Source organism: Lysobacter sp. MMG2, assembly GCF_016735495.2.
In the GTDB taxonomy this organism is placed as follows: domain Bacteria; phylum Pseudomonadota; class Gammaproteobacteria; order Xanthomonadales; family Xanthomonadaceae; genus Lysobacter_J.
This window is the reverse complement of sequence record NZ_JAERQY020000001.1, coordinates 1,103,751-1,128,004: the sequence shown is the minus strand read 5'-3', so window position 1 is coordinate 1,128,004 and position 24,254 is coordinate 1,103,751. Positions and strand designations below refer to the sequence as shown.

Sequence of the window (24,254 nt, the reverse complement as noted above, 5' to 3'; positions counted from 1 at the left end):
CTCCGGCCCCGCGCCGGACCGTTGCGATCCACTGGAGCCCCCATGCGTACCCATTTCTGCGGCCTCGTCGACGAGGCCCTGATCGGCCAGACCGTCACCCTTTGCGGCTGGGCCGACGTCGCCCGCAACCTCGGCGGCCTGTGCTTCATCGACCTGCGCGACCACGAGGGCATCGTGCAGATCGTGGCCGAGCCGACCACGGACGCGGCGCTGGGCGCGGGCGAGGCCAACGCGGCCGTCATCGCGACCGCGGCGAACGTGGGTTACGAGGACTGCCTGCGCGTCACCGGCGTGGTGCGCAAGCGTGAGTCGGTCAACAACAAGATCCGGACCGGCCAGGTCGAAGTCGTCGCGACCCGGATCGAGGTGCTGAACAAGGCCGAGCCGCTGCCGTTCCACGCCCACGAGAACGCGGGCGAGGACATCCGCCTGAAGTACCGCTACCTGGACCTGCGCCGCCCCGAGATGCAGCAGATGATGCGCACGCGCATCAAGCTGGTGCAGGCGCTGCGTCGCTACCTGGATTCGCGCGGCTTCCAGGACATCGAGACGCCGATCCTGACCAAGGCGACGCCGGAAGGCGCGCGCGACTTCCTTGTGCCGGCGCGCATGCATCCGGGCGAGTTCTACGCGCTGCCGCAGTCGCCGCAGCTGTTCAAGCAGATCCTGATGATGGCGGGCTTCGATCGCTACTATCAGATCGCGCGCTGCTTCCGCGACGAAGCGCTTCGCGCCGACCGCCAGCTCGAGTTCACCCAGCTCGACATGGAGTTCGCGTGGGTGTCCGAGCGCGACGTGCAGGATCTGGTGGAAGAAATGATCCGCGCCGTGTTCCGCGAAGTGATGGACGTCGAGCTGGCGGCGCAGTTCCCGCGCATGACCTACGCCGAAGCGATGCGTCGCTACGGTTCGGACAAGCCGGACCTGCGCATCGCGCTGGAGTTCACCGACATTGCCGAGCTCGTCAAGAACTGCGAGTTCAAGGTCTTCACCGACTGGGCCAACCACGAGGACGGCCGCGTGGTCGCGCTGCGCGTTCCGGGCGCCTCGACGTTGAGCCGCAAGCAGATCGACGACTACGCCGCGCACGCCGCCAAGTACGGCGCCAAGGGCCTGGCGTGGATGAAGATCGAGGACGCCGCCAAGGGCCGCGAGGGCGTCAATTCGCCGATCGCCAAGTTCCTCGACGACGCGACGCTGGCCGCCATCGTGCAGGCCACCGGCGCCACGACGGGCGATGCGATCTTCTTCGGCGCGGCCACGTACAAGTCCGCCAGCGATTTCATGGGCGCGCTGCGCCTGAAGCTCGGCAAGGACCTGGGCCTGGTCGCGGAAGGCTGGGCGCCGCTGTGGGTCACCGACTTCCCGATGTTCGAGTGGGACGAGGAAGAAGGCCGCTACGTCGCGCTGCATCACCCGTTCACCGCGCCGGCGGTCGATTCGATCGACGACCTGCGCGCCAACGCGAAGACCGCCGTGTCGCGCGGCTACGACATGGTGCTCAACGGCAACGAGATCGGCGGCGGTTCGATCCGCATCCATAACTCGCAGATGCAGAGCGCGGTGTTCGAATTGCTCGGCATCGGCGCGGAAGAGGCGGAAGGCAAGTTCGGCTTCCTGCTCGACGCGCTGCGCTTCGGCGCGCCGCCGCACGGCGGCATCGCCTTCGGCATCGACCGCATCGCCGCGCTGATGGCGGGCACCGAGTCGATCCGCGACGTCATCGCGTTCCCCAAGACCACCACTGCGCAGTGCCTGATGACCGGCGCCCCGTCGCCGGTGCCGGACGTCCAGCTGGCGGAAGTGCACATCCAGGTTCGACCCAAAGAAGGGAAGTAAAACGAAATGACTGAAGTGGCTTTTGATCTCGAGTGGGAATTGCTGGGCGAGACCGGTTCGTCCGAAGGTGCAGGCCTGGTGACCGAGCGCGCGCAGGTGTTCGGCGGCTGGCTGGTGCGCACGCGCACGACCGGCGGGCAGGTGTCGATGGCGTTCGTGGCCGACGACCAGTTCCGCTGGGACGGTGAGGATTTCGGCGACGAGTACGAGGAAGAGGACGAAGACGCCGAAGAGGACGAGGAAGACGAGGACGAAGAGTCCGAGGAAGACGAAGAGGACGAGAAGTAAGCATGCAGCTGCGCCGCGCGACGTCTGCCGATGCCGACGTGCTTTCGGTGCTGTCCGCGGCATGCTTCACCGAAACCTTCGGCCATCTGTACCCGCCGGAGGATCTGCGTCACTTCCTGCACGAGGCCTATTCCGTTGCGGAATGGGCCTCGCTGCTTTCCGATGAGGCGTATGCGACCTGGCTGCTGGAGGTCGACGGCGTGGCGGTCGGCTATGCGACGGCCGGCGCCTGCGCATTGCCGCACGACGACGTGCAACCCGGCGACGGCGAGCTCAAGCGCCTGTACGTGCTGCGCGAACACCACAACGGTGGCTGGGGCTCGCGCCTGTTCGATGCGGCGCAGGCGTGGCTGCTGCGCGACGGACCGCGCACGCTGTGGATCGGCGTGTGGAGCGAAAACCTGGGTGCGCAGCGGTTCTATGCCCGGCACGGGTTCGAGCGGGTGGGGGACTACGACTTCGTGGTCGGGAGCACCCGGGACCACGAATTCATCCTGCGCAGGGCGGCGGCTGTCGACTAGCGCCTTCGGCTGGTAGACCTTTCAGCTGTCATCCCCGCGAAGGCGGGGATCCAAGGCGGCCGGCATCACGCTCTCCGGAAGCCGGAATGGCGGTGGGTCGTTGGGTTCCCGCCTTCGCGGGAACGACGGCAATGGGACTGACTTCGGGCACCATGCCGGCATGACCGATCCCTCCGACACCCGCCGCGTCGTCCTGCTCCACGGCCTGTGGATGCCGCGCCTGTCGATGCACTGGGTGGCGCGGCGGCTCCGTGCGGAAGGCTATGAGCCCGACTTCTTCGGCTACGCGACCATCGCCGGCGGCCCCGATGCGGCACTGCCGCGGCTGGCCGAGCGCCTGCGCGGGCGCCCGGCGCATCTGCTGGCCCACAGCCTGGGCGGGCTGGTCGCCCTGAGCACGCTGGAATCCCACCCTGACCTGCCCGTCGCCCGCGTCGTGTGCCTGGGCTCGCCCCTGTGCGGAAGCGCGGCCGCGCAAACCCTCGCGGCCCAGGCCTGGAGCGCGCCTTACCTGGGCCGGAGTGCCCGCTTGCTCCGCCAGGGCTGCCCGGTGTGGAACGGGCCGGCCGCCATCGGCATGGTCGCCGGGCGCACGCCGCTGGGGCTGGGGCGCTATTTCGGCCGGTTCGAAGGCGAGAACGACGGCACCGTGGCGGTCGCCGAGACTCGCCTGCCCGGGTTGGCGGACCATGCCGTGATCCCGGTCAGCCACACCGGCCTGCTGTATTCGCCCGAGGTGGTCCGCCTGGCGGTGGGTTTCTTCCGCGACGGGCGCTTCCCGGTGCGCGGCAGCGGCGGTCCGATCGAGTAAAATTGTCGGCTTCGACACGTTTCAGCCGGAAGACTCCATGGGCAGAGGTCCCTCGATCGAAGCGCGCAAGAACGCGGTGGACGCGCAGCGCGGCAAGATCTTCACCAAGATCATTCGCGAGATCGGCGTGGCCGCCCGCGGCGGCGGCGGCGATCCGTCGGGCAATCCGCGCCTGCGCGCGGCGGTCGACAAGGCGCTGTCGGTCAACATGTCCAAGGACGTGATCGAGCGCGCCATCAAGAAGGCCACCGGCGAGCTGGAAGGCGTGGTGTACGAGGAGATCCGCTACGAGGGCTACGCCCCGGGCGGTGTCGCCGTGATCGTCGACTGCCTGACCGACAACAAGGTCCGCACCGTGGCCGATGTGCGCCACGCGTTCGGCAAGTTCGGCGGCAACCTGGGTACCGACGGCTCGGTCTCCTTCATGTTCAAGAAGGTCGGCGTGCTGTCGTTCGCCGCCGGGGCCAACGAAGAAAGGATCACCGAGGTCGCCATCGACGCAGGCGCCGACGACGTGGTCGTCTACGACGACGGCGCCATCGACGTGATCACCGCGCCGGACGCCTTCGCCAGCGTGAAGGCCGCCATGGACGCCGCGGGCCTGGCCGCCGACATCGCCGAAGTGACGATGCGCGCGGACAACGACATCGCCGTCGCCGGCGAGACCGCCCAGCAGGTGGTCAAGCTGCTGCGCTGGCTGGAAGACATGGACGACGTCCAGAACGTCTATTCGAACGCCGACCTCGACGAGGGCGCCTACGCCTGACCCTCGCGTCCGGTATAGGCTGACGACGTGATCCGCATCCTGGGCATCGATCCCGGCTCTCAGCGCACCGGCGTGGGCGTCATCGACGTCGCCGCCGACGGGCGCTGCACGTTCGTGCACGCGCAGGCGCTGAAGCTGCTGGACGCGGAGGACTTCCCGTCGCGCCTGGGCCTGCTCTGCGAGGGGCTGGAGGCGCTGCTGGACCAGTGGCAGCCGCATCAGGTGGCGATCGAGACGGTGTTCATGGACAAGTCGGCGACCTCCGCGCTGAAGCTGGGCCACGCCCGCGGCGCGGCACTGGCCACCGTCGTGCGGCGGCGCATCCCCATCAGCGAGTACGCGCCGCGGGTGATCAAGCAGTCGCTGGTCGGGCGCGGTGCGGCGGACAAGGACCAGGTCCAGCACATGGTGCGGCTGCTGCTGAACCTGCCCGAAGTGAAGCTGCAGGCCGACGCCGCCGACGCCCTTGCGGTGGCGCTCACCCACGCCCACATGAGCGCTACGTCGGCGCGAACCGGCCTGTCGACGGCGCTGCTGCGCAGGCGGGGGTCATGAGCTTCAAGAACGGGAACGGGGGGCGGAAACCCGGGAAGGCGACGCTTTCGCGCCGATGCGTTGCGTGCGCTCGCGGCGTTTCCTTCATTGTTTTCACTTCCGTGTTTCCGCTTCACCCAGGAGCGTTGCGATGATCGGCCGCCTCAAAGGCACCCTGGTTTTCAAGCAGCCGCCGTGGCTGGTCGTGGACGTGCATGGCGTCGGCTACGAGCTGGAAGCGCCGATGAGCACCTTCTACGACCTGCCGGACCTGGGGCGCGAGGTGTCGCTGTTCACGCATTACGCGCAGAAGGAAGACAGCGTGTCGCTGTACGGCTTCCTGCGCGAAGGCGAACGCAGGCTGTTCCGCGACGTGCAGAAGGTCTCCGGCATCGGCGCGAAGATCGCGCTGGCGGTCCTTTCCGGCGTTTCGGTAGACGAATTCGCACGGCTCGTCCAGGCCGGTGACATCACCGCGCTGACGCGCATCCCCGGCATCGGCAAGAAGACCGCCGAGCGCATGGTGGTGGAACTGCGCGATCGCGCGGCGGACCTCGCCGGCGCAGGCGCCACGCTCGCCTCACCGGGCGGCGCGGCCGATCCGCAGAGCGAGGCCGTCATCGCCCTGCAGCAGCTGGGCTACAAGCCCGCCGAGGCCGTGCGCATGGCGCGCGAAGCCGTGGCCGTCGGCGACGACGCTGCCACCATCATCCGCAAAGCGCTAAAGTCCGCGCTTCGTTGACCCGTGGCGCTTCGCGCCGCCCTTGTCGATTCCTATCCCATGTCCCTTCCCGCAACCGATTCGCGCAGCCACGGCCATGGCAAGCAGGGGCTGGCCGGCCTGGTCGTCGGCGCGATCGGCGTCGTCTTCGGCGACATCGGCACCAGCCCGCTGTACACGCTGAAGGAAGCGTTCTCGCCGCACTTCGCCCAGCAACTGGGCATGGTGGTGGACGAAGCGACCGTGCTGGGCATGCTATCGCTGGTGTTCTGGGCGCTGATGATCGTGGTCACCCTGAAGTACGTGACCATCATCATGCGTGCCGACAACCAGGGCGAAGGCGGCATCATGGCGCTGATGGCGCTGGCCCAGCGCACGCTGGCGAAGGGCTCGCGATCGGCCTACGTGGTGGGCATCCTGGGCATCTTCGGCGCGTCGCTGTTCTTCGGCGACAGCGTGATCACGCCGGCGATCACCGTGCTCGGCGCGGTCGAAGGCCTGGAAGTCGCCGCGCCCGGGCTGCATCGCTTCATCGTGCCGCTGGCCGTGGTCATTCTCGTGCTGGTGTTCTTCGCCCAGCGCTTCGGTACCGAGAAGGTCGGCCGCGTGTTCGGCCCGGTGATGCTGGTGTGGTTCTTCTCGCTGGCGGCGATCGGCATCTACAACATCGTCAAGGCGCCGGCCGTGATCCAGGCGCTCAATCCGTGGTGGGGCATGCAGTTCTTCATGTCGCACGGCCTCCTGTCGGTGATGATCCTGGGCGTGGTGGTGCTGGCCGTCACCGGCGGCGAGGCGCTGTACGCGGACATGGGCCATTTCGGCGCCCGGCCGATCCGCCACGGCTGGTACTTCATGGTGCTGCCGTGCCTGACGCTGAATTATCTGGGGCAGGGCGCCTTCGTGCTCGCGCATCCGGAGGCGGTGAAGAACCCGTTCTTCGAAGCCGTTCCACCGTGGGCGCTGTATCCGATGATCGTGCTGGCGACCATGGCGGCGGTGATCGCCTCGCAGGCGGTGATCACCGGCGCGTTCTCCGTGGCGCGGCAGGCGATGCAGCTGGGCTTCCTGCCGCGCATGCAGATCAAGCACACCTCGCACGAAACCATCGGTCAGATCTACGTGCCGGGCATCAACTGGCTGCTGATGGTAACGGTGCTGGTCGTGGTGCTGATGTTCCGCAGTTCCACCGCGCTGGCCACGGCCTACGGCATCTCGGTGTCGGCGACGATGCTGATCGACACGCTGCTGCTGGCGCTGGTCGCGCGCGCGCTGTGGCCGCGCTGGCGCACGTGGGTGCTGCCGCTGTGCTTGGTGTTCTTCATCGTCGATGTGGGCTTCGTGGTCGCCAACGGCGCGAAGTTCTTGGACGGCGCATGGTTCCCGCTGCTGCTGGGCGTGGTCGTGTTCACGCTGCTGCGTACCTGGCGTCGTGGCCGCGAGTTGCTGCACGACGAGGTGCGCAAGGAAGGCATCGGCCTGGACAGCTTCATCCCCGGCCTGATGCTCGCACCGCCGGTGCGCGTGCCGGGCACGGCGATCTTCATGACCGCCGACAAGGGCGTGGTGCCACACGCGCTGCTGCACAACCTCAAGCACAACAAGGTGCTGCACGAGCGCAACGTCTTCCTCACGGTGGAGACGCTGAACATCCCGTACGCGCCGAGGGAAAAGCGCCTGAAGATCGAGTCGATCGCCGGAGAGGACTTCTACCGCGTGCTGATCCGCTTCGGCTTCATGGAAGTCCCCGATGTCCCGCTCGCGCTGATGCGTTCCTGCGACGCCGGCGGCACCTATTTCGACCCGATGGACACCACGTACTTCGCCAGCCGCGAGACCGTGGTGGCCAGCCGTCACCGCGGCATGCCGATCTGGCGCGACCGGCTGTTCGCGTTCATGCACCGCAATGCGGCGCCGGCGACCGGGTTCTTCCGCATTCCGGGCAACCGGCTGGTGGAACTGGGCGCGCAGGTTGAGATCTGATGGGCGCCGGAGCGTGCCCCACGTCGCTGTGACCCACGCGCCGCGCGTGCGAACATAGGCGGATGAACGATCACCGCATCATCGCCGCCGGCGCCACGCGCGAGGACGAGGCCATCGAGGCCTCGATCCGCCCCAAGCGGCTGGACGAGTACCTCGGCCAGCAGCCGGTGCGCGAGCAGATGAAGATCTACATCGAGGCGGCCAAGGCGCGCGGCGAGGCGCTGGACCACGTGCTGATCTTCGGGCCGCCCGGCCTGGGCAAGACCACGCTGAGCCACGTCATCGCCAACGAACTGGGCGTGAACCTGCGCCAGACCTCCGGCCCTGTGATCGAAAAAGCCGGCGACCTGGCCGCGCTGCTGACCAACCTGCAGCCGCACGACGTGCTGTTCGTGGACGAGATCCACCGCATGTCGCCGGCGATCGAGGAAGTGCTCTATCCGGCGATGGAGGACTACCAGATCGACATCATGATCGGCGAGGGCCCGGCCGCGCGCTCGATCAAGCTCGATCTGCCTCCTTTCACCCTGATCGGTGCGACCACGCGCGCGGGCCTGCTGACGGCGCCGCTGCGCGACCGTTTCGGCATCGTGCAGCGCCTGGAGTTCTACAACGCCGAGGAGCTCACCCGGATCGTGCGGCGCTCGGCGAAGATCCTGGGCATCGCCTGCGAACCGGAGGGCGCGGCGGAGATCGCCAGGCGTTCGCGCGGCACGCCGCGCATCGCCAACCGTCTGCTGCGCCGCGTGCGTGACTTCGCACAGGTGCGCGCCGGCGGCGACATCACGCGCGAAGTGGCCGACGCGGCCATGGCGATGTTGAAAGTCGACCCGGAAGGCTTCGACGAACTCGATCGCCGCCTGCTTCACACCATCGTCGATTCCTTCGACGGCGGCCCGGTCGGCGTGGAATCGCTGGCCGCGGCGCTGAGCGAGGAGCGCGGCACGATCGAGGACGTGGTCGAGCCGTATCTGATCCAGCAGGGCTACCTGATCCGCACCGCACGCGGCCGCATGGCCACGCCGAAGGCGTATCGCCACATCGGCCTGAAGCCCAAGCCCGGCACGGGCGGTCTTTTCGAGGAACAGCCATGACGGGCGAGACGGTTTCGGCGACGTTCAGTTGGCCGACACGCGTCTATTGGGAAGATACGGACGCCGGTGGGGTGGTTTACCACGGGCGGTACGTGGCCTTCCTGGAGCGCGCACGGACCGAATGGATGCGCGCGGAGGGTCATGGCCAGGAGGCCCTGCGAAGCGAACACGATCTGGTGTTCGCGGTGCGCGCGATGCAGATCGACTTCCTCAAGCCGGCGCGACTGGACGATGCGCTGGCGGTGGAGGTCGAGCTGGTGGAATGCCGCCGCGCCAGCGCGGTGTTTGCACAGACGATTCGCCGCGGCGGCGATGTGCTGCTGACTGCGCAGGTGCGCGTGGCCGCGCTCGACGCCGCCGGGTTCCGCCCGCGCGGAATCCCGTCGCCGCTGCTGGAAGAGCTCAAGGCGCTCGAACGGCCGCGCTGACCGTACCACCCGACAAACAAGACACACGTTGCAGACAGTCCCGCTAGACGGGCACGGAGAACCAAGCATGACGCCACTGTTGACCGCGCTGCAGGCCACCTCGGTCGAAGCCCTGCCGGAAGACGCCGCCAACGCCGCAGGCGCTGCCGCGCAGGCCGTGACCGCCGGCGCCGCCGACGCCAACAGCCTCAATCTGCTGCAGCTGGTGCTGCATGCGAGCATCCCGGTCCAGCTGGTGATGCTGCTGCTGTTGTTCGGTTCGATCGCTTCGTGGGTCATCATCTTCCGCAAGAAGCGCGTGCTCGACCGTGCCGCGCGCGAGGCCGATCAGTTCGAAGAACGTTTCTGGTCCGGTGCCGAGCTGTCCAAGCTCTACGCCGGCGCGACCGAGCGCAACCGCGAGGTCAGCGGACTGGAAGCCATCTTCGAAGCCGGCTTCCGCGAATTCAGCCGCCTGCGCCAGCGCCGCGGCGCCGACAGCCGCATGCAACTGGAAGGCGCGCAGCGCGCCATGCGCGCCACGGGTTCGCGCGAGATCGATGGCCTGGAGCACAACCTGGAGTTCCTCGCCAACGTCGGCTCGATCAGCCCATACGTGGGCCTGTTCGGCACGGTGTGGGGCATCATGATTTCGTTCCAGGGTCTGGCGAACATGAAGGAGGCGACCATCGCCACCGTCGCGCCGGGCATCTCCGAAGCGCTGGTCGCGACTGCGATGGGCTTGTTCGCGGCCATCCCGGCGGTGTGGGCCTACAACCGCTTCGCCACCAAGGTCGAGCGCATGTCGGTCCGTTACGACGCCTTCTCCGAAGAGTTCTCCTCGATCCTGCAGCGCCAGGTCGACGAAACCTAGCGCGAGTCCGTCGCAAGAGCCCGCACGCCAATGTGCGGACTCTTACTCCGCACTGGCATCAGAAGCACCGGAACAGTAGAGGAAGGCCATGGCCGGGATCACCGCGCGCCGCCATCGCAAGCGCAAGCTCAAAGCCGAGATCAACGTCGTTCCGTACATCGACGTGATGCTCGTGCTGCTCATCATCTTCATGGTCACCGCGCCCCTGCTGAACCTGGGCGTGGACATCGACCTGCCGCAGTCCAACGCCAAGTCGATCCAGGAGAAGAAGGACCCGGTCATCGTCAGCGTCGATGCGCAAGGCCATTACTTCCTGACGGTGAAGTCCGGCAGCAACGAAGCCGTCGATGCGAAGGCGCTGGAAGCCAAGGTGCGCGCGATCGTCTCGCAGAATCCGGACGTGGCGGTGTTCGTGGCCGGTGACGCCAAGGCCAATTACCAGCGGGTGATGGACGCGCTGGTGCTCCTGCAGAGCGCCAACGTGAAGAAGGTCGGCCTGATGAGCCAACCCGACCAGGCCACCCAGGGCGGTCGCTGATGCGCGAGTCGCGCGCCGACACCACGCAGGCGATCGTCTGGGCGCTGCTGCTGCATGTGTTCCTGTTCGGACTGATGTTCATCGGTCTGTTTTGGACGCGTGCCACGGCGCCGGTGTCCGTGGCCGGCTCGCCGGTCTCGGCCGAGTTGATCGACGCCAACGCTCTGTCGCCGGCGATGCAGCGCACGCTGCGCAACCGGCCCAAGCCGATCGAAGACGTGCCGCCGCCGCCCGAACCCGAGGACACCGCGCCGCTTCCGCAGCCCTTGCCGGAGCCGGTGCCGCAGGATGCGGTCGCGCCGCCGCAGCAGCAGGCGCAGGACTTCATCCCGGTGCCCGACACCGAGAACCAGGAGGCGGTGGTCGAAACGCTGACCCCGACGCCGGCCGAGGAAAAGAAGGCGCAGGAACTCAAGCGCAAGCAGGAGCAGGTCGACCTGACCGAGCAGAAGCGCCAGCAGCAAGTCGAACAGCAGCGCCGCCTGGCCGAACAGCAGGACCAGGAGCGCCAGCAGAAGCTCGCCGACATCCGCAAGAAGCGCGAACAGGCCGCCCGCGAGGCCAATCTGGCCGAGCAGCGCCTGCGCCAGATCGCCGACGTCCGCGCCCGCCAGTCCTCGAGCGAGACCGCGCCCAGCACCGGTTCCAGCGACGCCAGCCCGCCCCCGGGCAACAACGGCGCCGACGCCGGCCTCAAGGCCCGCTACGCCGCGGCGCTCCAAGAGGCGATCCTCGCCAAATGGACGCGGCCGGAGACGGTGCCGGTCGGCGCGCGCTGTCGGCTGGTGATCCGCCAACTCCCGGGCGGGCAGGTGATGAGTGCGGAAGTGTCATCGCCCTGCGCCTACGATGAGCAGGGTCGCCGCTCGATCGAGGCGGCCGTGCTCAAGGCCCAGCCCTTGCCCTTCGCCGGCTTCGAGTCGGTGTTCGAACGCAATCTCACGCTGAACTTCACCGCCGAGGACCGCTGAGCGGTCCAGGCTTGGGTCCCGGTCGGCCCCGCTGGCCGGGAAGGAGTCGCGGGCAGGGTTCAGTTTTGAGCCGGCGTTCACCTGCCGGCGTTAACAATTACAAAGCTGAACGGATTGTCCCTGCGCCGATCCGCCCAACGAATGGATTGATGACTGGAGTGCCGATGAAACGATCCCTCGCCTGGCTGGCCTCGCTGCTTGCCCTCCTGCTGCCCCTGTCCGCCGCCGCCCAGCAAGGGTTGGAGATCGACATCGTCGGCGGCAACGCCGCGGCCTTGCCGATCGTCGTGGTGCCCATGCCCTACCAGGGCAGTGCCGCCGCGCCGCAGACGGACGTCGCCGAGGTGGTCACCGCCGACCTGGCGCGTTCGGGCCAGTTCCGCCCACTGCCGGTCAACGACATCACCGAGAAGCCCACCCGCGGCGGCGAGATCAATTACCCGACGTGGCGTGCGCTCAACCAGGACTACATCGTGGTGGGCCGCGTGCTCGACGCCGGCGCCGGCAGCTACCGCGTGGAGTACGAGCTGTTCGACGTGGCCAAGCAGCAGCGCCTGCTGGGTTTCGCACTGACCGCTCGCGCCAACGCGATGCGCGACGTCGCGCACCAGATCGCGGATGCGGTGTACGAGAAGATCACCGGCGTGCGTGGCGCGTTCTTTACCCGCATCGCCTACGTCACGGCCACCGGTACCGGTCGCGGTGCGCAGTACGCGCTGATGGTCGCCGACTCCGACGGCTTCAACCCGCAGACCGTGGTGCGCTCGCCCGAGCCGCTGCTGTCGCCGTCGTGGAGCCCGGACGGCAACCGCCTCGCGTACGTGAGCTTCGAAGGCGGCAGCTCGTCGATCTACATCCAGAACATCGCCACCGGTGCGCGTGAGCTGGTCGCCAAGTACCGGGGCATCAACGGTGCGCCGTCGTTCTCGCCGGACGGTCGCCGACTGGCGCTGACCCTCTCGCGCAGCGGCAATCCCGAGATCTATGTGATGGACCTGGGCAGCAAGGCACTGACGCAGCTGACCAACCACTTCTCCATCGACACCGAACCGACCTGGAGTGCCGACGGCGGCACGATCTACTTCACGTCTGACCGCGGTGGCCGTCCGCAGATCTATTCGGTTCCGTCCACCGGCGGCAGCGCCACCCGTGTGACCTTCCAGGGAAGCTACAACGCCAGCGCCAGCGTGTCGGCCGATGGCAAGAAGATCGCCACCGCCCAGGGCGCCGGCAACAACTACCGCATCGCCCTGATGGACAGCACGCTGGGCGCTGCGCGCTGGAGCACACTTTCGCCCGGTTCCCTCGACGAGTCGCCCAGCTTTGCACCTAACGGCGCAATGATCCTTTATGCTGCGCGCGAGGGCCGCCGGGGCGTGCTCTACGCCGTTTCGTCCGATGCCCGGGTGCGCCAGCGCCTGGTGCTTGCGGATGGGGACGTGCGTGAGCCCGCCTGGGGGCCGTTCCGTTTGCCGCGTTGATATGACGATAGCGGTGTATTGATTACAGCTGTTCGCCCCGAACTGTCCCCGATTTGACGAGGAAGAACCATGAATAACACGACTCGCATCCTGCTCGCCGCCGTGCTTTGCACCGCGGCCGTGGCCTGCTCCAAGAAGGTCAAGGAAACCCCTCCGACCGAAACCGCCCCGGCCCCGGCCCCCGTCGAGCAGCCTGCCACGTCGGGCGTCTACGGCCCGAACGATCTGGACACCGACGCTTGCCTGCGCCAGCGCGTGGTGTACTTCGACTTCGACCAGGACACCCTGCGTCCGGAGTTCCAGGCCATCGTCGGCTGCCATGCCAAGTACCTGCGTGACCGTCCGTCCTCGCGTATGACCCTCGAAGGTCACGCCGACGAGCGCGGCAGCCGCGAATACAACCTGGGCCTGGGCGAGCGCCGCGGCAATGCCGTGTCGTCGGCCATCCAGGCCAACGGTGGTTCGGGCAGCCAGATCACCGTGACCAGCTACGGCGAAGAGCGCCCGGTCTGCACCGACTCCAACGAGGACTGCTGGGCCAAGAACCGTCGCGTCGAGATCGTCTACACCGCCAAGTAAGCGTTGACGATGATCCGCAAGACCGTACTCGTCATGGCATTCGCGGCGACCTTCGTGGTCGCCGCGCCTGCTGTCGCCCAGCGCGCCAGCCTGGCCGACCGCGTGACTGTTCTCGAACAGCAGGCGGCTAACAACCAGGGCAACGTGGACCTGCTCAACCAGGTCTCGGCGCTGCGCAACGAGGTCCAGGCCCTGCGTTCGCAGGTCGAGGAGTTGCAGCAGCAGAATCAACAACTGCTGCAGAGTTCCAAGGCCCAGTACCTGGACCTGGACGGTCGCATCAACCGGTTGGAGAGTGGCGCGGTCGTCCCGCCCGCTCCCAACGCGGCCCCGGCGCCGGCGGGCAAGCCCGCCGCGCCGTCGGCCGCCGCCAAGGACCGCCCTCCGGCGGTCTACGGCGACAAGGGCGCGATCGCCAAGAGCGCCGACGAGCGCGTCGCCTACGACGCCGCGTTCAACGCCCTGAAGGCCGGCGACTACGTCGAATCGGCCCGCCTGTTCCAGGCCTTCATCGAGACCCACCCCGAGGGCGCCTACACGCCCAACGCGCTGTACTGGCTGGGCGAGAGCTACTACGTCACCCAGAACTACCAGATGGCGCAGGTGCAGTTCCAGTCGCTGCTGGACCGCTACCCGACCCACGACAAGGCCCCGGGCGCCATGCTCAAGATCGGCCTGTCGCAGTTCAACCAGAAGCAGGTCGAGGCCGCCGAGCGCACGCTCGCCGAGGTCTCCACGAAGTACCCCGGCACCGACGCCGCCCGCACCGCCAGCGACCGCCTCAACGCGATCCAGCTCGGCCGGCTGCGCTGATCCGCTAAAATGGCGGCATGAACGCCGTCCCCCTCGATGCGGCCGCCGCATCGCCCGACCGGCTGCGCATCACTGAAATCTTCCTGTCCCTGCAGGGCGAGGCCCGTGCTATCGGCTGGCCGACCGTCTTCGTGCGCCTGACCGGTTGTCCGCTGCGCTGCCAATACTGCGACACCGCCTACGCCTTCCACGGCGGGGAGTGGCGGCAGATCGACGACATCCTGGCCGAGGTCGCCCAGCACGGCGCCCGCCACGTCTGCGTGACCGGCGGCGAGCCGCTCGCCCAGAAGCGCTGCATCGGATTGCTCGAGCGCCTGTGTGATGCCGGCTATGAGGTCTCGCTGGAAACTTCGGGAGCGATCGACATCGCCGACGTCGACCTGCGCGTTTCGCGCGTGCTCGACATCAAGACGCCGGGCTCGATGGAAGTGCACCGCAACCTGTGGTCCAACCTGCCGCTGCTGACGCCGCACGATCAGGTGAAGTTCGTGATCTGCTCGCGCGAGGACTACGACTGGGCGAAGGGCATCGTGGCCGAGCACCGGCTGACCGAGGTCTGCGACGTGCTGTTCTCGCCCAGCTTCACTCAGATCAAGCCGAGCGACCTGGCCGACTGGATCGTCGCCGACAAACTGCCGGTGCGCTTCCAGCTGCAATTGCACAAGATCCTGTGGAACGACGAGCCCGGCCGCTGAGCGGGTTCGTATTGAAGGAAACCCCATGAAGAACGCCGTCGTCCTGGTATCGGGCGGGATGGACTCCGCCGTCGTCGTCGCCATCGCCCGCGCGCAGGGCTTTGCCGTGCATGCGCTGAGCGTGCGCTACGGCCAGCGCCACACGTCCGAACTCGACGCTGCCGACCGCGTCGCGACATCGCTCGGCGCCGTCGCGCACAAGACGGTGAACGTCGACCTGCGCAGCATCGGCGGCTCCGCGCTCACCGACGAATCGATCCTCGTGCCCACCGATGCCGACGGCCACGCGGTCGGACAGGCGGCGGTGAAGGACGCCATTCCCGTCACGTACGTGCCCGCGCGCAACACCATCATGCTGTCCATCGCGCTGGGCTGGGCCGAAGTGCTCGGCGCCAACGACATCTTTTGCGGCGTCAATGCCGTGGATTATTCGGGCTATCCGGACTGCCGGCCGGAGTTCATCGACGCGTTCGAGAAGCTGGCCAACCTGGCCACGAAGGCCGGCGTGGAGGGCGCGGGCCTGCGCGTGCACGCTCCGCTGCAGTTCATGAGCAAGGCCGACATCGTGCGCGAGGGCGTCCGCCTGGGCGTGGATTTCGCGCAGACCGTTTCCTGCTACCAGGCCGACGACGAAGGCCGCGCCTGCGGCCACTGTGACGCCTGCCGCCTGCGTGCCGAAGGCTTCACCGCGGCCGGCGTGCCCGACCCCACGCGTTACGTCTGAATCTTCCCGGCGCGTCGCCTGCACCGTCACGGCGGCCTGCGCTAGAATGCACGCCCCGGCGCAACGTCGGGCCCGCGCGCCGCATCGCGGTCGCGCCGATCTTCAAAACGTGGGCCGTTAGCTCAGTCGGTAGAGCATCGGACTTTTAATCCGCTGGTCGATGGTTCGAATCCATCACGGCCCACCATACGTGTCAATGACTTGCGAAGCCAAGAGCCGAGCATCCGTAAATCCCTCCGTAAAATAGGCTGGGGCTCGCGACAATACACCACCTATGCGGTATGGTCGCCGGCGAAGCGGATCGGCTCTCGCGGCAGGGGGGATGGGGTACCCGGCGATCCGCCATCTCGCGCGAACGCGCCGTTGGGCGCTGTGCAGGGCCGCAGACCAATATTTATGCGCCCTCGAAACATCCAAGAGTCGGAGAGCGAACAGTGAGTGTCCCAGCAATCGAGGGTAAGGCACCCGAGAAGATGGAGGTTGCACTTTCGCAGTTGCAACTCGACGTCGAGAATCCGAGGTTCGGCGGAAAAGTCGACCGTGTGCGCAGCCAAGACGAAGTGCTTGAGCACATCGTGGACACGTTCGGCGTGGACGATCTGCTGAGTTCGCTATCTGTCAATGGCTATTTCGAAGCTGAGCCGCTTGTTGTTCGCAAGGTCGGCAATGAACTAATTGTGGCTGAAGGCAATCGCCGGCTGGCGGCATGCCTCATGCTCACGGGCGATAACAGAGCACGTCGGGTCGACGACAAGGCAGAGAAGTTCCGCGTCGAATGGGAAAAGCATGGACGACCGCGCTTGGATCCGGTCCCCGTCATTGTGTTTGAAGGCGAAGACGCGAAGCGCGGGCTGCTTTCCTATTTGGGTGTGCGCCACATTTCTGCTTCACGCAGCTGGGATTCTTTTGCAAAGGCTGCGTGGGTCGCCGATGTAGTTGAGCAGCATGGTCTCCCTGTGGCGGACATCGCCATCATGATTGGCGACCAGCACAAGACTATCGAGCGTCTTCTTCAAGGCTACTACTTGATCCGCCAGCTGATCGACTCGGGCGATTTCCGACCGAATGACAGTATTCGGGGCGGCCGGGGGTCGGTGACCGACTACCCGTTCTCATGGGTCTACACGATGCTTGGCTACGAAGCGACGAAGCGGTATCTCGGCCTGGAGGGGGTCGCGACTGCACCGGAGCCGCTTTCTGAAGACGGTCGACGCAAGGGCGCGGTACTCATGAGCGCCATGTTTGGCGATCGAAAAACGGGACGCAATTCGTCGGTTGATGATTCCCGGCAGCTCGGACGGCTTGCCTCGCTGCTCGTGAACCCTGAGACGCTGACGATGGTCGAGCAGGGTAAGACCGTGGAGGAGATCGAAGCGGCGACTCAGCCTATCAATGACAAGTTGCGGCTGGGCATCGAGCAAGTTCGGGCTGCCTTGCGAGACATGACGTCGCGCATGGACGAAACTCAGATTGAGCGCGAGATTGCCGCGGCTCTAATCGGCCCAGCGAGTGCCGTGTCGAGCTTGAGTGCGTCGCTCCTCCGCAAACTGCAGGAGGCGGCGGTGGGAGCAAATCAGAATGCCCCGTAGTCCCTATCAGAAGCGACCAGGTGAACCGAGGATCGCTCGAGATGCCGATCAAATTGAGTTGACCGCCTTGCGCAGCGTCTTCGCAGTAGTCGACGACGCCGCCAGGGATGAGATCGTGTCGGGGGAGCTCGACGACCTTTCAGAAATTGAGGCCAGCGAGGAAGGTCGCATTGCCTGGCAGCAGCAGGACATTCGTCAGGAAGAACTTGTGGGCGAAGCCGCGCAGGAGATCAAGCGTCGAATCAAAATGATGGGAGACGCATACCCGTTCGACCTGGCGGGAAACCGTCTAACGTATCGTGCGAGTGGGACCGGGTTTTACGAGTTCTGCTTGGTTGTAGCGCAAACAACGAATATCACCACGGGTCCTAATACAGCGCTTCCCAGAACATTCGAACGCGCTGTAACCGGCTTGGTCAAAACGTACTTTGGTCCGGCCGCGTGGGCGCTGCACACAGGGTTTCCCCGGACACCGAGCACGCGGTTCAAAGCAGCCATGGCGCCCTTGAACTATTACGGTTACGAGTGGAACTGGCAGCCGCAGGCGGGCCTGCCTGACGACCCTACGGCCGAAAAAGACGAAACGGTAGACTTCGTCATCAGGTCCGATTTTCTAGATCAGCGCGCCGGCAACCTCTACGTGTTGGGGCAATGCGCTTGTGGCAATGACTGGGACACGAAAATCACCGATCCGAACGAGCATCAGATCAGCAAGTGGTTTAATCCCCCTTGGATTGTCAATCCCATCAAGGCATTCACCACTCCCTTTATGCTTGGCGACGAATCACTCCGTGAGACGGCGCAGCGGAGCAAAGGAATGGTCTTCGATCGAGCGCGCTTAGTGCTAATTGCCGAAAGGATGACGCCAAAGATTGTGCGGCCCGCGCTGCGTAAGCGCCTCGACAAGGTTCGAGCGATCGTGGGCTAAATCACCAAATGTTGGGAGGCAGGGATCTCGCCACCGCTTCGAAAAGCGGGGGCGGAACTGCATTGCCGACCACCTTGTATCGAGTGAACATCCCACACGAGTCGGGGAAGGCCATTTCACCTGCAAACCCTTGGAGCCTAGCTGCCTCTCTGTAGCTGAAGCGGCGCGCAGGCGCGTCCGTTTCGAAAACGTACTTGTCTTTGCCAGCCGGGACTAGTTTGGGACTAAGAGGGTGGAGGGGCATGTGACGCGCACGGCTGACTATGGTTTTAGATAACTCTGCCCAGTCCCGCCTCCGGTTTCTGGACATGTAGTACCAATGGAACGGTTCATCGTTAAACTCGCCTGCTGGCCATTCGGGCAGGCCGTCTAGAGCCTCGCGAATCGTTACATATGGCTGAGTGGTCCCTGGGCCATGCGTCGCTTCCGGAAACTCGTAAGAGTCACCAAAATCTGAGCGCATGCCCACGATAATCACTCGATGGCGTTCTTGGGCAACGCCAAAGTCGGCCGCGTTGAGAAGCTTCCACGTCACTCGATAGCCAGCAGCACGAAAGTTCCTCAGTTGCATTTGAAAAAGGAACTTGTTGTCTTCGCGAGTTAGCCCGGAAACATTCTCGACGATGAAGGCCTTTGGCTTGATCTGTCGCAGTGCACGACCGAACTCGCGAAAGAGGTAATTGATGTCTCTTCCAACTTCTCGAGCTCCGCCTTGGCTATAGCCTTGGCACGGGTAGCACCCGACCAGGAGGTCAGCTCGCGGGAATGCCTTGATTTTCTCTACGTTACCGACTCTGTAGTCGGTCTCCGGCAAGTTGGCCGTATAGACCTCAGCGGCATAGCTCAGAATGTCGTTAGCCATTAGCACGTCGAATCCAGCGGCCACGAGGCCAGCGTCCGATCCGCCGCAACCGGTGAAGAGCGATACTGCAGTGGGCATGGGTTATTGGCAGGCTGTGATTAGCTAAAGGATAGGGTGGGACCGCGGCGCCGTAAACGTGGCTGGCTCAACCGGACGGCCGGACTTTCGGGACGCTTTTGTCATAGACCTTCATCATCGCCTCGGAGACACCGAGGGCATCCTGCTTCTCGGCCCGGTTGCCGGTGGTGTCGGTTCCACCCTTCCGCTTGAGGTCATGCGGGCTGAATCGCTGGCCCTCTGTAATCGCGCCGGCTTCGATGATGCTCGACGCCTCGGGCAAGATTCACGGCCTGCAGATCATCCGCGGCAAGGCAGCGAAGCCCGGCCAGCGCGACAAGGAATACTGGCCGCGCGGCGTGGCCACCAAGGGGCACTTCCACCTGATCGGCGCACCAAGTTGGATCGTGCTTGTGGCGGAAGGCTATGCGACGGCGGCGACGCTCCACGAGGCTACGGGCTTTCCCGTGGCCGTAGCGTTCGACGCCGGCAACCTCGGGGCGGTCGCCGCCGCGCTGCACAAGCGCTATAAGCAGGCGCGCGTGCTGATCTGCGCGGACGACGACATCTACGGGAAGTGCATCGGCTGCCAAGGCCGCGTCGTGCTCCCTCAGCACTCGCACGATTGCCCCCACTGCGGTGCGCCACACACGCGCACGAACACCGGCGTGACAGCGGCGAGCGCCGCGGCGCTGGAGGTCAACGGCGCGTGGGTGGTGCCTCAGTTTCGCGAGGAGTCGGCACGCCAGGCGGCGTTCCTCGAACATGGCCGCAAGGCCAGCGACTTCAACGACCTGCACGCGGCCGAAGGCCTGCACGTCGTGCGCACCCAGATCGAGGTCCGCCTGTCGGATCTCGGCTGGTCATCCGCGGCGCGCCAGCCGCGCGTGCCACCCAACTCCGGGGGGCAGGGGAGTGCGCTCGTGGCGCAACGCCCCCGTGGATCCAATAGGGCCGTCCAAGGGACTAAGTGCTCGTGGCCGTATGAGCCCGTCGATCCATGCTGCTCCAGTGCGTGAGTGTGCGTGCTGGATCGGGTTTTGGCTTCGGGTAAGGTTGGCAGGCGACTCGGCCAAGGGGGGCGGAGGCCACTATAGTTCCACCTTAGGAAGGGCTGGAAACTCTGACAGTTGGGCGCACTGCCGTCGTCCTTTTGCCCATAACCGTTTGATTCTTCAACAGAATCTTCGGTTCGTATTTCACTGGTCGATGGTTCGAATCCATCACGACCACAATCCACATCAGACGATTGCGATGCTGGATTGGAAGGCGTCGCTGCGTCGCGAATCCGCTTTGCCGTCTCGTCAGTGGCTTCGCGTCTATACGCCTGTCAAAGCAAACGCGGCCGCAAATGCGGCCGCGTTCTACACGGATGCGATTACTTCAGCGCGTCCTTGAATGCCTTGCCCGGCTTGAACGCGGGCACGATCGTCGCCGGAATCGCGATGTCTTCGCCCGTCTTCGGGTTGCGGCCGGTGCGGCCTGCGCGGTTGCGGGCCTCGAACGTGCCGAAGCCGACCAGCGTGACGACCTCGCCCTGCTTCAGGGCCTGCGTCACCGACTCGACCAGCGCATTGACCGCGGCTTCGGCCTGGGTCTTCGTGAGCTGCGAACGTTCTGCGATGGATTCGACGAGCTGTGCCTTGTTCATGCGGGTTCCTGCTTTGAAAGACTGGATAGTCTACAGCCAAGGCGGGCGCGCCTCGTGGCTGCGGCCCCGATCGCGGTGATGGCACCTTTCCTTGGGCGGCAAATGATGCTAGGCCATGGCGAGGCGGGATCGGCCGCCGGGTACCGCAATCGCGGCCGACATTCGGCACCAGCATGCGGAAGCTCCGAGGTCCATCCAGCACCCTTGGGTGGTTGATCCAGCCGATATGCGCACCGCAAAGGACTTAGTAGGCGCGCGAGCGCGTGCTCCGACGAATCAGCACGAGGACGAGGTCCACCGCCAGTGCTACCGCGCAAACGTGTACGAAAGTCGGGAGATGAGCACGCAGCGGCAGCGAGACCAGGAAGAGCAGGAGAAAGAGCACTCCGGATTGCAGTAGGGCATTCATCGGTATTGCCTGAGGGAATGGGGCGTTCCGTCGCCGGTGCGCGCGGGACTTTCGCTGGGTGCATCGCTGTTGTCGATGCGAAAATGTGACGATTGCGGAACAGGCATCGGGCCCACCACGCGGGAGGTTCCGTCGCAGCGCCACTGCAGTCATTGCGTCAGTCTGTGCTCGAGGCCTGGCTGGGCACGGCCGTGCTGCTGTGCGCGAAACGGGGGAGGCCATCGGTGGTGTCGAACCATGGCAAGCGGGACTTCGTCCAGACGTGGTCGTCGATGCGTACGGCGGATGGAGCATCGAGGCTGCCGACGCATACCTGCACGCGGTCGGCGAGGACATCCTCGCGCATGCCCACCGTGCTTCCGCACACGGAGCAGAAGCCTCGTTCGGCGTGTGGAGAGGAGCGGTACCAGCTCGGCGGTGAAGTCAGCCACTGGAAGGCCGCGGCGGGAAAATGCACGAACGCCAGGGCCGGCGCACCGGAGTGGCGCCGGCAGATCCCGCAATGGCAGATCACGCCGCGCAACGGTGCGCTGGTCGCGCGGTAGCGAATGGCGCCGCAGAGGCAGCCACCGTCGAAGATCATCTGCTCCGACATCGTCTGCCTCCCTGTTTCATCACGACGTGCTCGTGCGCGGGTAATGCCGCATCGCCTCGTTGGTCCGTTCCCACGGAAGCTTGTGCTCGATCCAGATTTCCTTGGTCGGCGGAAACTCCTCGGGCGCGTCGAGCGTGGCGGTCGTGATGTCGATGCTGCCCACGTCGTCGTCGTGCCGGTAGCTCAGCTGCGTGCCACAGTTGCCGCAGAACGTGCGCACCACGTGGGTCGATGAGCGATAGCGCACGGGCATGCCGCTGAGGAAAACGATGCTGTTGACATGGAAGGTCGACCACGCGACCGAGGGTGCGCCGCTCGCGCGCCGGCAGCTCCGGCAGTGGCAGATGCTGCGCGACACCGGTGGCGCAGTGGCCCGGTAGCGCACGGCTCCGCAAAGGCAGCCACCTTCTATGTTCAGTCCCATGTTGTCCTCCACGACCCTGAACGTGGCGGGTTTTCGCGGTTATACGGCCCCGGCCGTGTCTGTGGCGCGAGGACGCATGAACGATGGGCCGCCCGGTTGGCCCACTCTGGATAGCGGCAGCTGCGGCGCCAACCTGAGCGCTCAGGCGGCGTCGAACAGCTGCTGCAGCACCGCCTCGCCGTACCGGTCGAGCTTGCTGGCGCCGATGCCGGGCACTCGGGAGAGCTCGTCCAGGTCGTCCGGCGCGGCCTGGGCGATCGCACGCAGGGTGCTGTCGTGGAAGATGACGTAGGCGGGGACGTTCTGCTCGCGCGCGGTGGTCGTGCGCCATTCGCGCAGCGCGTCGAAGCGCAGTTGCGAGTCCGGATCCAGGTCGATCATCGGCGCGGCGGCCGTGCCGCCTCGGCCACGCCGGCCACGCGTCGGCTTCTCGGGCTCGTGGCGGAAACGCAGCTCGACTTCGCCGCGAAGCACCGGCCCGCTCGCCGGGGTGAGGCGAAGGGCGCCGTGGTGTTCGACGTCGGCCTCCAGCAGGCCGCCCGCCACGAGTTGCCGGAACACGCCGCGCCACTGGCGTTCGTCCAGATCGTTGCCGATGGCCCAGGTGCTCAGGCGCTCGTGGCCCCATTGCTGGACCTTGTCGGTGCTCACGCCGCGCAGCACGTCGATGACATGCCCCGCGCCGAAACGCTGGCCGGTGCGGTACACGCATGACAGGGCCTTGCGCGCGGCCTGCGTGCCGTCCCAGCTGCGCGGCGGCTCCAGGCAGTTGTCGCAGTTGCCGCAGGCGCCCGCGTGCGATTCGCCGAACCAGCCGAGCAACGCCTGCCGGCGGCACTGCGTGGATTCGCAGTAGCCCAGCAGCGCATCGAGCTTGCGCAACTCCAGGCGCTTGCGCTCCTCGCCGGCTTCGCCCTGCTGGATCAGCTGGCGCAGGTTGACTACGTCGCCCAGTCCGTAGCTCAGCCAGACCTCGGCGGCCTCGCCGTCGCGGCCGGCGCGGCCGGTTTCCTGGTAATAGCCCTCGATCGACTTGGGCAGGTCGACATGGGCGACGAAACGCACATCGGGCTTGTCGATGCCCATGCCGAAGGCGATGGTCGCGACCATCACGATGCCGTCCTGCTGCAGAAAACGCCGCTGGTTGCCGGCGCGCAGCGATGCCTCCATGCCCGCGTGGTAGGGCAGGGCGTTGATCCCCGCCGCCTGCAGCTGTTCGGCCACGGTTTCCACGCGCTTGCGCGAGAAGGCGTAGACGATGCCGCTCTCGCCGCGGTGGCCGTCGAGGAAATCCAGCAGCTGGCGCACGCCGCCGCCGTCCTTGTGGACCACGCGATAACGCAGATTCGGCCGGTCGAAGGAGCTGACGAACTGGCGCGCGTCCTCCAGGTTCAGGCGTTCGGCGATCTCCCGGCGCGTCGGCGCGTCGGCCGTCGCGGTCAGGGCGATACGCGGAATGTCGGGCCAGCGCTCGTGCAGCACGGTGAGCTGGCGGTATTCCGGGCGGAAATCGTGGCCCCATTGCGAGACGCAGTGCGCCTCGTCGATGGCGAACAGGCCGATGCGCGCGCGCTCCAGCAGTGAGAGGAACCGCCCGGTCAGCAGCCGCTCGGGCGCGACATAGAGCAGGTCCAGCTCGCCAGCGAGCAGTTGCCGTTCGACCTCCGCGGCGCCGGCCGCGTCGAGCGTGGAATTGAGGTAAGCCGCGCGCACGCCCAGCTGGCGCAGCGCCTCGACCTGGTCCTGCATCAGCGCGATCAGCGGCGAGACCACCAGGCCGCAGCCCTCGCGCAGCAAGGCGGGCAGCTGGTAGCACAGCGACTTGCCGCCGCCGGTGGGCATGAGGACCAGGGCGTCGCCACCGCCGGTGACGTGCTCGACGATCTGCCGCTGCTCGCCACGGAAGTCGGGGTGGCCGAATACGCGGCGGAGCAGATCGAGAGCGGGGTCGGACATGCGCCTAGTTTAGCCGGCGCGTTGTCGCAGGGATTCGGAAAAGGCCGGGAAATCGGGTGGGAGAGGGCCGCGATCCGGGCGCGAAAGGCCGGCTGCGCCCTCGCCAAGCCCTCTCCCGTGCGCGGGAGAGGGCTCAGGAACGCTTGA

The 24,254-nt window shown here is 66.2% G+C and carries 27 protein-coding genes and 1 tRNA gene; 22 read left to right on the top strand and 6 right to left on the bottom strand.

Annotated features, from left to right (window positions below):
* The first annotated feature begins 42 nt into the window (after positions 1–42).
* From aspS to JI752_RS04990, 21 genes are all read left to right on the top strand, one after another.
* Entirely contained in the window at positions 43–1,839 is a 1,797-nt protein-coding gene (gene aspS / locus JI752_RS05090) for an aspartate--tRNA ligase (RefSeq protein ID WP_216960080.1), read from the top strand.
* 6 nt (positions 1,840–1,845) lie between these two features.
* A complete protein-coding gene (locus tag JI752_RS05085; RefSeq protein WP_216960077.1) occupies positions 1,846–2,127 on the top strand; it encodes a DNA primase in 282 nt (93 codons plus the stop codon).
* A 2-nt stretch (positions 2,128–2,129) separates the two neighbouring features.
* Positions 2,130–2,648 (top strand): GNAT family N-acetyltransferase, encoded by a 519-nt coding sequence (locus tag JI752_RS05080; protein ID WP_216960074.1) that lies wholly within the window; start codon positions 2,130–2,132, stop codon positions 2,646–2,648.
* Between the two features lie 160 nt (positions 2,649–2,808).
* Positions 2,809–3,459 (top strand): alpha/beta hydrolase, encoded by a 651-nt coding sequence (locus tag JI752_RS05075; protein ID WP_216960071.1) that lies wholly within the window; start codon positions 2,809–2,811, stop codon positions 3,457–3,459.
* A gap of 37 nt (positions 3,460–3,496) precedes the next feature.
* A complete protein-coding gene (locus JI752_RS05070) occupies positions 3,497–4,225 on the top strand; it encodes a YebC/PmpR family DNA-binding transcriptional regulator (protein WP_216960068.1) in 729 nt (242 codons plus the stop codon).
* Positions 4,226–4,252: 27 nt separating this feature from the next.
* On the top strand, positions 4,253–4,780 hold the full coding sequence (gene ruvC, locus JI752_RS05065; RefSeq protein WP_216960065.1) for a crossover junction endodeoxyribonuclease RuvC: 528 nt from the start codon (positions 4,253–4,255) through the stop codon (positions 4,778–4,780).
* Positions 4,781–4,910: 130 nt separating this feature from the next.
* Positions 4,911–5,501: a Holliday junction branch migration protein RuvA gene (gene ruvA, locus JI752_RS05060; RefSeq protein WP_216960062.1), complete on the top strand. Its 591-nt coding sequence runs from the start codon at positions 4,911–4,913 to the stop codon at positions 5,499–5,501.
* A 39-nt stretch (positions 5,502–5,540) separates the two neighbouring features.
* The gene (locus JI752_RS05055) at positions 5,541–7,460 is read left to right on the top strand and encodes a potassium transporter Kup (RefSeq protein ID WP_216960060.1); all 1,920 of its coding nucleotides are present in this window, start codon (positions 5,541–5,543) and stop codon (positions 7,458–7,460) included.
* 62 nt (positions 7,461–7,522) lie between these two features.
* Positions 7,523–8,554, top strand: coding sequence for a Holliday junction branch migration DNA helicase RuvB (gene ruvB / locus JI752_RS05050; protein ID WP_216960058.1), 1,032 nt, complete (start codon positions 7,523–7,525; stop codon positions 8,552–8,554).
* Positions 8,551–8,982 (top strand): tol-pal system-associated acyl-CoA thioesterase, encoded by a 432-nt coding sequence (gene ybgC / locus JI752_RS05045; protein ID WP_216960057.1) that lies wholly within the window; start codon positions 8,551–8,553, stop codon positions 8,980–8,982. The genes ruvB and ybgC overlap by 4 nt, the downstream gene beginning before the upstream one ends.
* A gap of 67 nt (positions 8,983–9,049) precedes the next feature.
* A complete protein-coding gene (tolQ, locus tag JI752_RS05040; protein WP_216960055.1) occupies positions 9,050–9,835 on the top strand; it encodes a protein TolQ in 786 nt (261 codons plus the stop codon).
* 88 nt (positions 9,836–9,923) lie between these two features.
* Positions 9,924–10,373 carry a protein TolR gene (tolR, locus tag JI752_RS05035; protein WP_216960053.1) on the top strand — a complete coding sequence of 150 codons (450 nt, stop codon included), beginning with the start codon at positions 9,924–9,926 and terminating at the stop codon, positions 10,371–10,373.
* Positions 10,373–11,344 (top strand): cell envelope integrity protein TolA, encoded by a 972-nt coding sequence (gene tolA, locus JI752_RS05030; RefSeq protein WP_216960051.1) that lies wholly within the window; start codon positions 10,373–10,375, stop codon positions 11,342–11,344. Before tolR ends, tolA begins: the two co-directional genes overlap by 1 nt.
* A 164-nt stretch (positions 11,345–11,508) precedes the next feature.
* Entirely contained in the window at positions 11,509–12,825 is a 1,317-nt protein-coding gene (tolB, locus tag JI752_RS05025) for a Tol-Pal system beta propeller repeat protein TolB (protein ID WP_216960050.1), read from the top strand.
* 69 nt (positions 12,826–12,894) lie between these two features.
* Positions 12,895–13,404: a peptidoglycan-associated lipoprotein Pal gene (gene pal / locus JI752_RS05020; protein WP_216960047.1), complete on the top strand. Its 510-nt coding sequence runs from the start codon at positions 12,895–12,897 to the stop codon at positions 13,402–13,404.
* A 33-nt stretch (positions 13,405–13,437) separates the two neighbouring features.
* Positions 13,438–14,217, top strand: a complete 780-nt coding sequence (ybgF, locus tag JI752_RS05015; protein WP_216961822.1) for a tol-pal system protein YbgF — start codon at positions 13,438–13,440, stop codon at positions 14,215–14,217.
* Between the two features lie 17 nt (positions 14,218–14,234).
* Positions 14,235–14,912: a 7-carboxy-7-deazaguanine synthase QueE gene (queE, locus tag JI752_RS05010; protein ID WP_216960044.1), complete on the top strand. Its 678-nt coding sequence runs from the start codon at positions 14,235–14,237 to the stop codon at positions 14,910–14,912.
* 25 nt (positions 14,913–14,937) lie between these two features.
* Complete coding sequence (queC, locus tag JI752_RS05005) at positions 14,938–15,636, top strand: 7-cyano-7-deazaguanine synthase QueC (RefSeq protein ID WP_216960041.1); 699 nt, start codon at positions 14,938–14,940, stop codon at positions 15,634–15,636.
* Between the two features lie 111 nt (positions 15,637–15,747).
* Positions 15,748–15,823: transfer RNA gene (locus JI752_RS05000), tRNA-Lys, on the top strand.
* 286 nt (positions 15,824–16,109) lie between these two features.
* Positions 16,110–17,225, top strand: coding sequence for a hypothetical protein (locus tag JI752_RS04995; RefSeq protein ID WP_216960038.1), 1,116 nt, complete (start codon positions 16,110–16,112; stop codon positions 17,223–17,225).
* Positions 17,215–18,153, top strand: coding sequence for a hypothetical protein (locus JI752_RS04990; protein ID WP_216960036.1), 939 nt, complete (start codon positions 17,215–17,217; stop codon positions 18,151–18,153). Before JI752_RS04995 ends, JI752_RS04990 begins: the two co-directional genes overlap by 11 nt.
* A gap of 1 nt (position 18,154) precedes the next feature.
* Here the strand turns inward: JI752_RS04990 and dcm are convergent, their stop codons facing one another.
* Positions 18,155–19,093 (bottom strand): DNA (cytosine-5-)-methyltransferase, encoded by a 939-nt coding sequence (gene dcm / locus JI752_RS04985; protein ID WP_216960031.1) that lies wholly within the window; start codon positions 19,091–19,093, stop codon positions 18,155–18,157.
* Positions 19,094–19,160: 67 nt separating this feature from the next.
* Positions 19,161–19,355 carry a hypothetical protein gene (locus tag JI752_RS04980; RefSeq protein WP_216961904.1) on the bottom strand — a complete coding sequence of 65 codons (195 nt, stop codon included), beginning with the start codon at positions 19,353–19,355 and terminating at the stop codon, positions 19,161–19,163.
* Here JI752_RS04980 and JI752_RS04975 point away from each other — a divergent pair.
* Entirely contained in the window at positions 19,336–20,091 is a 756-nt protein-coding gene (locus JI752_RS04975) for a toprim domain-containing protein (RefSeq protein WP_216960029.1), read from the top strand. The two genes, JI752_RS04980 and JI752_RS04975, sit on opposite strands and share 20 nt — an antisense overlap.
* A gap of 359 nt (positions 20,092–20,450) precedes the next feature.
* Here the strand turns inward: JI752_RS04975 and JI752_RS04970 are convergent, their stop codons facing one another.
* From JI752_RS04970 to recQ, 4 genes are all read right to left on the bottom strand, one after another.
* A complete protein-coding gene (locus JI752_RS04970) occupies positions 20,451–20,723 on the bottom strand; it encodes an HU family DNA-binding protein (protein WP_216960027.1) in 273 nt (90 codons plus the stop codon).
* A 566-nt stretch (positions 20,724–21,289) separates the two neighbouring features.
* Entirely contained in the window at positions 21,290–21,727 is a 438-nt protein-coding gene (locus tag JI752_RS04965; protein ID WP_216960025.1) for a GFA family protein, read from the bottom strand.
* 19 nt (positions 21,728–21,746) lie between these two features.
* Positions 21,747–22,163 (bottom strand): GFA family protein, encoded by a 417-nt coding sequence (locus JI752_RS04960; protein ID WP_216960023.1) that lies wholly within the window; start codon positions 22,161–22,163, stop codon positions 21,747–21,749.
* A 129-nt stretch (positions 22,164–22,292) separates the two neighbouring features.
* Positions 22,293–24,107 carry a DNA helicase RecQ gene (gene recQ, locus JI752_RS04955; RefSeq protein WP_216960022.1) on the bottom strand — a complete coding sequence of 605 codons (1,815 nt, stop codon included), beginning with the start codon at positions 24,105–24,107 and terminating at the stop codon, positions 22,293–22,295.
* Between the last annotated feature and the right edge of the window lie 147 nt (positions 24,108–24,254).